At 52.6% G+C, this 11,843-nt stretch carries 11 protein-coding genes; 6 read left to right on the plus strand and 5 right to left on the minus strand.

Features of this window, described 5'->3' with window-relative positions:
- Positions 1 to 106 precede the first annotated feature (106 nt).
- A complete protein-coding gene (locus tag ACT3RQ_RS13385) occupies positions 107 to 1,111 on the plus strand; it encodes an amidoligase family protein (RefSeq protein WP_444680649.1) in 1,005 nt (334 codons plus the stop codon).
- Positions 1,112 to 1,169: 58 nt separating this feature from the next.
- Entirely contained in the window at positions 1,170 to 1,853 is a 684-nt protein-coding gene (locus tag ACT3RQ_RS13390; protein ID WP_444680650.1) for a gamma-glutamyl-gamma-aminobutyrate hydrolase family protein, read from the plus strand.
- On the opposite strand, the gene tpx is transcribed toward ACT3RQ_RS13390, so the two are convergent.
- Complete coding sequence (gene tpx / locus ACT3RQ_RS13395) at positions 1,843 to 2,346, minus strand: thiol peroxidase (protein WP_444639268.1); 504 nt, start codon at positions 2,344 to 2,346, stop codon at positions 1,843 to 1,845. The two genes, ACT3RQ_RS13390 and tpx, sit on opposite strands and share 11 nt — an antisense overlap.
- Before the next feature lie 166 nt (positions 2,347 to 2,512).
- On the opposite strand from tpx, the gene ACT3RQ_RS13400 reads away from it, so the two are divergent.
- The gene (locus ACT3RQ_RS13400) at positions 2,513 to 3,229 is read left to right on the plus strand and encodes a glutamine amidotransferase (protein ID WP_444680651.1); all 717 of its coding nucleotides are present in this window, start codon (positions 2,513 to 2,515) and stop codon (positions 3,227 to 3,229) included.
- A 34-nt stretch (positions 3,230 to 3,263) separates the two neighbouring features.
- Here ACT3RQ_RS13400 and nfi read toward each other — a convergent pair whose 3' ends face one another.
- Together nfi and ACT3RQ_RS13410 are read right to left on the minus strand one after the other, a co-directional pair.
- Entirely contained in the window at positions 3,264 to 3,974 is a 711-nt protein-coding gene (nfi, locus tag ACT3RQ_RS13405; RefSeq protein WP_444680652.1) for a deoxyribonuclease V, read from the minus strand.
- A 124-nt stretch (positions 3,975 to 4,098) separates the two neighbouring features.
- Positions 4,099 to 5,823 carry a DEAD/DEAH box helicase gene (locus tag ACT3RQ_RS13410; RefSeq protein WP_172118031.1) on the minus strand — a complete coding sequence of 575 codons (1,725 nt, stop codon included), beginning with the start codon at positions 5,821 to 5,823 and terminating at the stop codon, positions 4,099 to 4,101.
- A 531-nt stretch (positions 5,824 to 6,354) separates the two neighbouring features.
- Here ACT3RQ_RS13410 and ACT3RQ_RS13415 point away from each other — a divergent pair.
- Positions 6,355 to 6,552 (plus strand): CsbD family protein, encoded by a 198-nt coding sequence (locus ACT3RQ_RS13415; RefSeq protein WP_087108335.1) that lies wholly within the window; start codon positions 6,355 to 6,357, stop codon positions 6,550 to 6,552.
- A gap of 122 nt (positions 6,553 to 6,674) precedes the next feature.
- Complete coding sequence (locus ACT3RQ_RS13420; RefSeq protein WP_172118032.1) at positions 6,675 to 7,157, plus strand: PRC-barrel domain-containing protein; 483 nt, start codon at positions 6,675 to 6,677, stop codon at positions 7,155 to 7,157.
- Between the two features lie 90 nt (positions 7,158 to 7,247).
- Here ACT3RQ_RS13420 and ACT3RQ_RS13425 read toward each other — a convergent pair whose 3' ends face one another.
- Entirely contained in the window at positions 7,248 to 8,249 is a 1,002-nt protein-coding gene (locus tag ACT3RQ_RS13425) for a glutathione S-transferase family protein (protein ID WP_444639271.1), read from the minus strand.
- 84 nt (positions 8,250 to 8,333) lie between these two features.
- Positions 8,334 to 9,254, minus strand: a complete 921-nt coding sequence (locus tag ACT3RQ_RS13430) for a LysR family transcriptional regulator (RefSeq protein WP_444639272.1) — start codon at positions 9,252 to 9,254, stop codon at positions 8,334 to 8,336.
- Between the two features lie 792 nt (positions 9,255 to 10,046).
- On the opposite strand from ACT3RQ_RS13430, the gene ACT3RQ_RS13435 reads away from it, so the two are divergent.
- Positions 10,047 to 11,717, plus strand: coding sequence for a peptidoglycan DD-metalloendopeptidase family protein (locus tag ACT3RQ_RS13435; RefSeq protein ID WP_172118035.1), 1,671 nt, complete (start codon positions 10,047 to 10,049; stop codon positions 11,715 to 11,717).
- Positions 11,718 to 11,843: the final 126 nt, after the last annotated feature.

Below are 11,843 nucleotides of genomic sequence, written 5' to 3' on the forward strand. Positions count from 1 at the left end.
AAAATGACACCGCGCCTACTCCCTCTCGCCTCCCGGAATCCTCTCAGCCTACCTGCGCGACTATGATAGGCTGATAGTCTAAACGTTCACCTCACAGGATGCCGAGATGACGCTGCAAGCTCCCCCGAACCGGTTAAATAGCGACGGTAAGGTACGCCGTGTGGGCATTGAGATCGAATTTGCCGGCTTGCCACCCCACGACACTGCATTAGTGGTCCGCGATCTGTTTAAAGGTGAGCTTAACGTGGTAAGCCCCCACCGGCTACTGGTTGAGGGAACCCGCTGGGGTGTATTTGGCATTGAGCTTGACACCCAGTATGCCCACCCCGATCAGGCATTGCTTGAAGAGCAGGCCAACCAGGATAGCGAATGGGAGCGGCATCGGCACCAGCGCCGCCTGGAATTTCACCAAAAGACCCGCGAATTTATTGGCGACATGGTAACAGGCCTGGTGCCCACCGAGCTTATTTGTCCTCCGGTGCCGTGGAATGAACTTGAAAAGCTGGATACTATTTTTCAGGCATTACGCGACCAGGGTGCAAAAGGCACGGATGCTAGCCTGCTGTATGGTTTTGGTTTGCACCTTAATTTGGAGGTAGCGCGTCTGGACGTTGACTACCTGCTGGCGGTGCTGCGTGCTTATCTCTTGCTGGCCCATTGGCTGCGCGATGAGATCAAAGTGGATATCACCCGTGAAGTGTTGCCCCATGCTAATCCTTTCCCCAAGGAGTACGCATTAAAGGTGCTGGATAGGCGCTACCAGCCAGACCTTGCATCGTTTATTAACGATTACCTGCACTATAACGCCACGCGAAATCGTGAGTTTGACCTACTGCCATTATTTGCATATTTGTGTCCAGAGCATCCTCACGCGCTGCTGCATACCAAACTTATAAAACCGCGCCCCACGTTTCATTACCGATTGCCCAATGCACAGCTCTCTCAGCCAGGCTGGGGAGCGGTAGTGGAATGGAACCGCTGGGTTGAAGTGGAACAACTCGCGGCGGACACTCAGCTTCTTCAAACACGCTGCGATGAATATATCGCCAAGCAAAATCGACCGTTCATGATGCGCTTAAAAGACAAACTGACAACGTGGATGCGCCGTTAAGACAGCGCTCCATGTCAGCAGCACGGCTATTTTTGACGACTCAAGAGAACTTATCTGAATGCAACGGCCGCTTATTGGAATTACCACCTCGGATTATAAAAGCCACCTTGCCTGGTGGTTTGACTGGTTTGCCGTATGGCGGCATGGCGGAAAACCCTTACGGCTATCTCCTTCCCGCCCGTTACCAGCGTATCTGGATGGGTTAATTATTGGCGGTGGCGATGATATTCAGGCGACCCTTTACGGCGGTGAACTCCAGTTGGATGTACGCCTTGACCCAGCACGTGACGCCCTGGAACTTGCCTTACTTGAACGATTCATTCCCTTAAACACACCCGTTTTGGGTATTTGCCGAGGTGCGCAATTAATCAACGTGCATTTAGGCGGCACGCTGGACCCCGATATTTACACCACCCACGAAGGCTTAAAACGTCGACGCACGGTGCTTCCCCGTAAGACGGTCGATATCGTGGGGGCAAGCCAACTGTATCAACTACTCGGCGCCACCTGGTGCCGGGTAAATAGCCTTCATCATCAGGCCGTTAACCAAGCGGGCCAAGGGATAGAGATTGTCGCGCGTGACCGTGATGGCCTGGTGCAAGGCATCGAATCGCGCGAGCATGATTTTTTAATCGGGGTCCAATGGCACCCCGAATGGCTGATATTGAACCGCCCCCAGCAACGCCTGATTAGTGCGCTGCTGGAGGCCGCTAAGCGTTGTCAGCAGTCAGCTACGCCGTAAGTACGGCCAGTGCCGCATCGTAGTTCGGTTCATTTTTAATTTCGCTGACCAGTTCGCTATGCAGTACGCGATTATCGCTATCCAGCACCACCACGGCACGTGCACATAAGCCCTCCATAGGGTTATTACGCAGCGCGACACCCCAGGCTTCTAAAAACTCGGGATGGCGGAAGGTGGAAAGCGTTTTAACATTATCCAACCCTTCCGCACCGCAAAATCGCTGAGCGGCAAAGGGCAAATCAGCTGACACTACCAACACCACGGTATCGTCCAAATTAGAGGCAAGCTCATTAAAACGCCGTGTCGACATGGCGCAGGTCGGCGTGTCGACGCTGGGAATTATATTGAGGACTTTCCGCTTGCCTGCGTAGGTATCCAGCGTTACGTCTTGAAGATGGCCATCGGTTAATACCATCTCTGGCGCGGCTTGATCAACGGAAGGTATTACCCCGGCTACATCCATCGGTTCACCGGCACGCGTCACGTGTTGCATTGTCATCTCCTTGTTAAAGCTTAATGAGCAGGATCGCTCATTATTGGCGTTACTCACTGAATGGCGGTTACATCCTATTCGCCCTGTCGCATAATGACATGCTTTATCCCCCTGGTGCTCGCATCAACAGTGCACGCACCAGGCTGCCTTTTTCACAGGAATCAATATGGCCTCTGTCGTCATTATTAAAACCGGCGATGCATTTTCTGACGTTGCCGAACAGCACGGTGACTTTGAAACCCTCTTTGAGCAACAGCTAAACGATACGCTGCCTGAGCATTTAACACTTCGCGTATGGGACGCCCGAAAGGAGTCTGCGCCGCTACCGCTAAACGCGCTGGCAGGCATTCTCATCACTGGCTCGCACAGCATGGTGAGCCACCAAGAGTCTTGGAGCGAACGCTTAAAACCCTGGCTACAGGAGGCGCTTCAAGCGGACATTCCCATGTTAGGCGTTTGCTACGGCCATCAGTTAATGGCAGCGGCTTTTGGAGGTGTCAGCGACTTCCACCCCAAGGGGCGTGAGCTGGGTACGCATAGCGTTACGCTGACGGATGCGGGCCTTCAAGACCCCCTGTTTAGCCAGCTACCCGCGCATTTTGTGGCCCACCTGACTCATGCGCAGTCTGTGTTAGGGTTGCCTTCCAATACCCAGGTGCTGGCCTGTAATTCCCACGATGCGCACCAGGCACTGCGTTACGGACCGCGCCAGTGGAGCGTGCAGTTTCACCCTGAGTTCACTGTACCTGTCATGCGCGCTTATATAGCGCATCAGCGCGAAGTGCTGCTTGAACAGCAACAAGACGCAGAGGCAATTGCCGCTCAGGTGGTTGAAACACAGGAGGCTACAAGCTTACTCAAGCGCTTTATCACGCTTTTATAAAACGCTCATCACATGGTCACGTGAGCCAGGCTTTTTAAAACAGCGAATTCTGTGGCTTTTTGACATACTGATCGCGCCTTGAAGCCAACCTGTCGGCCAAGCGGGTAGGCTCTGGCAACTTGGTACGCCCCAGGCAACGCATTACCCAATCAAGCGATGTTTCAAGACTAATTCGGTGGCCAGGCGAGACAAATACCGGCTTCACCTTGTCACGCGAGCGCAGGACGGCGCCAATCGTCTCGTTACCGGCTCGCAGTGGCACCCAATCCCCACGTACCTCGCCTACCTCATCGTGCTTGCCGTAAAGGCGTGACTTGGCAACGCCGATGGTAGGCAGGTCCAGCCACAACCCCAAGTGCGCGGCGATCCCGAGCCTTCTGGGGTGGGCGATCCCTTGGCCATCCACCATGATTAATTCGGGCAGTATATTGAGCTGTTCAAAGGCGCCCAGTGCCGCCGGTATTTCGCGGAAAGAGAGCAACCCTGGAATATACGGCATTCGCGTCGGCTCACGATGAACAACATGCTCAACAAGCGTTAAGTCAGGTGCTGTTTGTGGGTCCCACTTGAGCACCACCACGGCTGCCCGCGTGGTATCTCCGTTGTCTTCAAAGCCAATATCCATTCCGGCGATGTGCGTTACCGGCGCAATACGGTCATCAGACTCTAACCGTGTAGCAAGCTCTTTCTGAAGCGCAATAGCCTCTTTAGGCGCCAGGTTCCATTCATGCAAGGCTGCTTTCACTGTCGACTCCCTGTCGCTTTTTTGGCGTGTCATCTTTTAGCGTAGCAAAAAAATGCCCTCGCACCGGAAACCGGTACGAGGGCATTTTAGGCGCGGTTAATACCGCTATCGCATGCTTAAGCGATTACGCTTCGCGGCGACGGATCGGCGCATCGCCATCATCACGACGACGGCGCGGAGCACGCTCAGGCGCACGGTCTTCGCTGATTTCCAGCGGACGACCGGCGACACGAGCACGGGCCATCTTGGTCAGGATAGTGGAAGGCAGACCGCTAGGCAGCTCAACCACTGAGAAGGCGTTACGGATATCGATACGACCGATACGCGCACCTTCAATGCCGCCTTCATTCGCCAACGCGCCAACCAGCTGGCCTGGCTTAACGCCGTCTTTATGGCCAACGGATACACGGTAGCGAGTCATGCCTTCGCTAGGTGCGCGCGGACGCTCACCACGTTCGCCACGCTCACGGCGAGCACCTGGCTTGGCGCTGCCACCTTCACGCGGGGCACGCTCTTTACGCGGCGCTTGCAAGCGGCCAATCGGCGCTTCATCAGCGCGTGCCATGGCAGCAAAGGCGCAGGCCAGCTGAATAGCGTCATGACCTTCTTCTACCAGACGCTCTACCAGTGCCTGCTGCTCTTCGGCGCCTTTGGTAAGCGCTGCCACCACACGGTGGTGGAATACTTCGTCACGGTGAGCGCGAATAGCAGCTTCGTCAGGCAGCGGCATTTCGGCCATTTTCTGACCGGTTGCCTGCTCCATCCAACCTACTTTACGGCCTTCACGGAAACCAGCAAAGGTAATCGCGATGCCGCTACGACCAGCACGACCAGTACGGCCGATACGGTGCGTATACGCTTCTGCATCTTGCGGAAGATCGTAGTTGATAACGTGCGTAATGCGCGGCACGTCAAGACCACGGGCAGCAACGTCAGTCGCAATCAGTACGTCGACCTTGCTACGCTTCAGGCGAGTAATCGTACGCTCGCGCAGGCTTTGGTCCAAGTCACCGGACAGGCCAGCGGCGTTGACGCCACGAGCCGTCAGTTGCTCAACCAGGGTAGTACAAGCGGCACGAGTACGTACGAAGACAATAGCGGCATCGACCGGCTCGACTTCAAGAATACGCGCCAGCGCTTCAAGCTTGGCACCGCCGTCAACGCGTACAATGCGCTGCTCAATGTTTTCGCCAGTGGTCGTGCGCGACTCAATCGCCACTTTTACCGGGTCAACCAGATAGCGGTTAACAATGCGCTCAATTTCAGTCGGCAGTGTGGCCGAGAAGAACACACGCTGTGCATCTTTCGGGGTATCGGCGACCACGCGTTTTACGTCGTCGATAAAGCCCATGCGCAGCATTTCATCAGCTTCGTCTAATACGAGTGCTGACAGGCCGTCCAGCTTCAAGCTGCCACGGTCCAGGTGATCAATAATACGGCCGGGGGTGCCAACGACAACCTGGGCACCGCGCTTCAGCGCGCCTAACTGTTCACGGTACTCTTGGCCACCACACAGGATGGCCACTTCAAGGCCCTGCAGGTTTTGACCATACTTACTAAATGAGGCTGCAACCTGCTGAGCAAGCTCGCGGGTTGGGGCCATGACTAATACTTGAGGAGCACGACGCTGAAGATCCAGTCGTGACAATAACGGTAAAGCAAATGCTGCGGTTTTACCGGTACCGGTTTGTGCTTGGCCCAGCATATCGCGACCTTCCAGCAACGCAGGAATAGTTTGCGCCTGGATAGGTGAAGGGGTTACATAGCCCTGTGCTTCAACAGCAGACAGAACGGCAGGCAATAGAGCCAGATCGCCGAAGCTCGGCGAGGCGACAGAAGTCGAGGTCATTAATCACACCTTGGTAGGCCGGCAGTACCGGCAAAAGAGCATCGTAAGCGTCTCTGACTCTGACAACGATGTTGCGCTAAAAAGCAGCATCGAAAAACAGGTTCCGTCAATAAGCGGATAATGTCATCAGTGGAGTCGGAGACGCCGGTCGCACCTGGCATACGGTTGGCAAACCTATATATTCTCAAAGGGCCAACCGCTGTGGCGACCTTCTGCGCCGATTTCACCCGTTTGGTGAAATGCTGGAGGCGCGCCATCTTCACAGCAATGAACATCTGCAATCAGCGAGATGTTCCCGCAAGCCTTGCTACGCATCAAATATAAAAACTACGTAGACATCGCTTATCGTCGTGATGGAGGGGTCAACACATGCGAGGAGCGCGCATCCTAACACCTCAAATAATGAATGACCAGCCTTTTTACTACACCTTTTTTACTTCACCCAAAACAAACATCGTCATTTGCACTTGTGTAAATATCGTCTAACTTAATTAGATGCCTCAACACGTTCAGCAATTCAAGGAGTGATGTATGAACTGGGATCAAATTGAAGGCAAGTGGACGGAAATGAAAGGTAAAGCACGCACTAGCTGGGGCGACTTCACCGATGATGAGCTTGATCAGATTGGTGGCAGGAAAGATCAGCTAGTGGGCAAGCTTCAGCAAAAATATGGTCTGACGCGTGAAGAAGCTGAAAGACGTGCTGATGATTGGGCCAACACGCTATAACCCGTCAGCGTCATAAGCCTACTCACTTCTGTTTTAGTCAAATGTTGCAAGTTATTGGCGACTAGCGATGAATGGGCAGCCAATGTTGACCATTCTGTATTTTAGCCACATGGAGAGAAGCTATGCGTAAGACAATGTTAACCACCGCTATCGGTACCGCCCTGTTAGGCAGCCTGGCCTTCGGAGTGCAAGCGTCAGAAGAGCCCCAAGGCATGTACTCCGCCAAAGATATCCTTGACGCTGACGTCTACTTCAACAATGGGTCCGGCGATGAGATCGGTGAAGTCGATAATATCCTGTTCGATGAAGAGATGCGTATCAATGCGCTGGTCATTGAGAGTGGCGCCGTATTAGGCCTTGGTGGTCGTGAGATCGTTGTAGGCACTGATTACTTCTCGCTTGAAACCCACACTGAGAGCGACGGCGATACCGAGCACCGCATTATTCTTGATGCAACCCACGAAGAAGTTGAAGAATTTCCGACCTACAACCATGACTGGTGGGAACAAACGAAAGTAAATGCTCGTGATGCGTGGGAGACTACCCGCGATGGCGCACAAAGCGCTTGGCAATCAACACGTGAAGCCATATCAAATCACGATTAACACCGTTAATCATCAAGCTAACGTCATAACAGAAGACCGCCTTTTCGGCGGTCTTCTGGGTTGCAGCGGCGGCTGTGCTGAACAAGCTGCCTAAGCGCTCTGCTTAGAACGTACTCCACGCCCTGGCAGGCGCTCTCGATCATGGGGGCGTTCAAAGTCAAGCAGCGGCCCAGCAGGTACAATACGTGTTGGGTTAATCTTATCGTGGCTGTAGTAGTAGTGACGTTTTATATGGCCCATATCAATCGTTTCAGCCACCCCCGGCCATTGGTAGATCTCGCGCACATAATTGGACAAATTGGGAAAGTCTTCAATACGCTTGAAATTACACTTGAAATGGCCGTAATACACGGCATCAAAACGAATCAGCGTCGTAAACAGGCGGATATCCGCTTCTGTTAGCCACTCACCCGCCAGATAACGCTGGTTACCCAAACGTTTTTCCACACGCTCTAGTGCTTCAAACAGCGCATGAACATGCTTTTCATACACATCCTGCTCGGTGGCAAAACCGGTCTTGTAAACGCCGTTGTTAATATGGTCATAGACATCGGCATTCACTTGGTCGATCTGTTCGCGCAAATCCTCCGGATAAAAATCCAAGTGGTTACCAGCAAGATCATCAAACGCGATATTCAATATACGTAACAAGTCGGCCGACTCATTATTAACGATGGCACTTCGCTTTTTATCCCAAAGCACCGGGACCGTTACCCGGCCGGTATAGGTGGGGTTGGTCATGGTGTATAGCTGATAGTGGTAATCAACGCCGTTAACGGCATCACCGCTTGAGCCTTCATTCTGCTCATAGGTCCACCCTTTATTTAACATCAAAGGGCTCACATGCGACTCGCCTATCAACGACTCCAGCCCTTTTAGCTTACGCATTATGAGGATGCGGTGCGCCCAAGGGCAGGCTAACGAAACGTATAGATGGTAGCGGTCCTTTTCAGCGGGATAGCTGGCCCCGCCAGTTTCCGGTTGATCGCCGACCCAATCACGCAGCTGAGCAGACTCACGGACAAATTCACCGCCACTCTTTTTCGTGTCGTACCACTGGTCGTGCCATTCACCATTAACAAGCAAGCCCATAAGGCATCTCCTAAAGGGGGTAATAAATATCTGACGGCTCTACCTTCAGCATACCCCCGGTGCGCAGATGCTCAAGCGGATGTTTTACGGTGCTTCATTCGAGATAATCGAACCATGGGAATAGAGCTCTTCGACCGCCTGCTTTAACGCAGCAGCCATGGCATGAGCGGCAGGCCCTGCACGATCACGATCCCGAAAAATCATCTGAACAGGCACTTCACGTATGCCACCCGCCGGAAGCGGCAGTGGCTTTAACTCGCCACGCGCTAGCTCTTCTGTAATATGGGATTCAGGCATCCAAGCGAACCCCAGGCCACGCTTTAACATATCCAGAGAGGTGTTCAAATGACCTACCGTCCAACGCTGCTCGGCCTTTAACCACCCTGCATCCAAAGGCTGACGCAAGGCTGAGTCACGAACCACCAGCTGGCGATGCTGTGCCAGATCGCGAAGGTCCAATGATCTCCCCAACTGGTGTAGAGCATGATCCGGATGGGCAACCGCAATAAAGCGAACGAGCACCAGAGGCTCACCTAAAAACCCCTGCGCCGATATACCCGAAACCACGAGGTCTGCGCGGCCGTCATAGAGCATTTCAATTCCACCGTGGAGTACGCTCTCATATAGCTGTACGCGTACTTGAGGATATGCTTCCGAGAAGCGCTCTAGCGCCTTCGCCTGGACCGCCGCAGGGAATATCTGCTCGATTGCCACGATAATTTCAGCTTCCAGGCCTGCCGCCAGCCTTGACGCTACATCTTCTAAAGAGGCTGCGCTTTCTACCAATTGACGTGCGCGGCGCAGCAGTAACTCACCAGCCTCCGTCAAGCGCACCTGACGCCCAACCGGCTCAAGCACCTGAACACCTAACTGTTCTTCCAGCTTATGAACGGCATGGTTCAACGTAGAGGGGCTTTTATGGATCGCTTCCGCTGCACGCGCAAATCCTCCATGGTCTACCACGGCTGCCAGCATTTGCCATTGCGCAAGTGTTACCCGGGACATTTCGATTTCCTCGATGCTATACAGCGATACAATCCGCTTAATCTTCGAAAAAATCTCACTAGAATGCCAGTAATCAATAAAAAGTACCGCTTATTCAGTGCTTATTTATGCCACCCGGCACGATACAGCCTCTTTCTGAAAGAGCTTGCTTGAAAGGGCTTACTTGAAAGCGCCTATCAGAAAGGACCTGCCAGTGCATTTTGGTTTTATCTGCGTCGCTCAAATACGCAGCGCGCTCTATTGCTCGTCTGGCCAACGCCCTAACCACGCTAAAACGCTAAAAAAACCCGCAATTAACCTTTTGTTACAAAAAAAACGTCAAGATTAACCCCGCCTTAAGTCTGACAGACAGTATCCACGGCTCACGGTATTATCTTCGCCCAACTTAAAAATTCTTAACTAACATTAACAAGAGCTTAAGCGCTTGTTTTAAAACAACAATAATAATAATTCCTATTAGACCTTACTTACCCGACACTCCTAACCGTCACAAAACCTCTACGCTACTCCCTGCCTGTCTATGGCTAGGTTAGTAATTATCATGTTTTTCATGATCAGAAGTATGCAATACACAGAGTTAGCCGACTCACTTTATCCAAGCTTTTATTTACCTTTGTTAGCAAACAGTGTTCACAAACAGTGATATCTGCCATTTACTTATGCTAATATAGCAAAAGTATCTTTTATGTATAGATATACAGTCTATGCACCTTTTGCTCCATGGGGTATGGTTCCGGGGTTTGTTTACTTTCATATTCGTTTTCGATCACGAACTCGGCGGTCTATTTACCCATGTTGCGAATCCTTCATTCGCTGCCCCGCACGCATAAGTTGTTACTGTTACCTGTGGCTACAATGGTCACTGTGCTGGGCGCACAAAAATTAATTACAACGTATCACGATTTAAACCAACCCCATACACCGCTTGAAAGCGTGTTAGTACCGCTTCCCAGCGATTCAGCGCCAGGTCTTCCTTCCCTTGGTCAGGAACGAGCGCCGGTTGCTGATGCCATCAACCGCGCCTCAAGGGCCATTGATGCCACCCGCGAACATATTCCCCTTAGCGATTTAGCGGCAACAGAAATCGTTGATCTTGATCTTATCTCTAGTGCGGATGCGGCGGTAGCAGAACACCAGCCGCCCAGTGCAGTACTCAACGACAGCGCAATCGATAACGGCGCACTGCATATGTCGATTGTCGTAGGCACACTTTCAAGCGGCATGCTCGATATCGATCCGTCGTCCTCTGTCGAAATCGCAGATGCTACTTCTTATGAAGATTACGGCATTGATCTGTTCGATGACGTCTCTTTTCTTGAGCTGGAACTGGCTGCTGAAGAGCCCTATGTCCCTGAATGGAAGACCCACCTTGTTGAGCCAGGTGAAACCTTTGCCGTTCTGGCACAAGATGAGCTGGGGCTAGGCTATAGCGAAGTACTGGCACTGTTAGATGACATGCCAGAATCTCAAATGCTGACAAACTGGCGTGCAGGCCACAGCTTCGACTACCAGCTAGATGAGGACGGCCGCCTGCTTGCGCTTCGCATGATGAAAAACATGCGCGACGGGGTATTAATAGAAAGCGATACTGACAGTTTCGCCATTACGTCTATTGAGCGACAGGGTGAGCCGGTTCAACGCCTTTTTGCGGGTAGTGTTAGCGGTAGTTTCGCCCGTTCAGCTCAGGCAACAGGTTTGAGCAGCAGCTCGGTTACCGAGCTTACTCACTTGCTAGAGAAGAAACTTGATTTTCGCCGGGACAGTCGCCGTGGCGACCAATTCCAGGTGCTGGTTGAGTCCGACATGATTGATGGAGAAACGCTGGGCTCCCGCGTACTAGCAGTAAAGTATGCCGGAGAGCGCATGGACCTCACTGTCGTACGTAATGCCACCGACAATAATTTCTATACGCCCGAAGGCAATAGCCTGGACCCCTCTTTTGCACGCTACCCCTTTGACGGCAGTTACCGCCTTAGCTCCGGTTTCAATCCACGCCGTAAACATCCGGTAACGGGTCGGATCAGCCCACACAACGGTACTGACTTTGCAATGCCTATTGGTACGCCGGTGACTGCCCCCGCCAATGGCCGTGTTGAGAAAATTGCCAACCACCCAGCCGCAGGCCGCTATATTATTATCCGCCATGACAATGGTTATCGTACGCGCTATCTGCACTTGTCCCGGCAGTTGGTAAGCCAGGGCCAACGCGTCACCATGGGCGAGCGCATCGCGCTTTCGGGTAACACTGGCCGTAGTACGGGCCCTCACCTGCATTACGAGGTCATCGTTAATAACTCGCCCGTTAATGCAATGACGATAGACCTGCCTGAAAACATGGGCTTAAACGGCGACACACTGATTGCTTTCCAACGCCAGGCCGAGCCGATGCTTGCTGCGCTTGAAAGTGGCGAAACCGGCACGATTAGCGTGGCGGGCTATCAATCAGAAAGCGATACTGAGTAATCCAGGTTTTTGTAATCCAAGTTTTGTAATCCAAGCTTTAACACCCTATAACAATGCCGCCCTAGGGCGGCATTGTCGTTTTTACCCTCTGAACGGTAGCCACGCACCTTGCGCTATCTACACGCT

This window comes from Halomonas sp. AOP43-D1-4 (assembly GCF_052446175.1).
In the GTDB taxonomy this organism is placed as follows: domain Bacteria; phylum Pseudomonadota; class Gammaproteobacteria; order Pseudomonadales; family Halomonadaceae; genus Vreelandella; species Vreelandella citrativorans.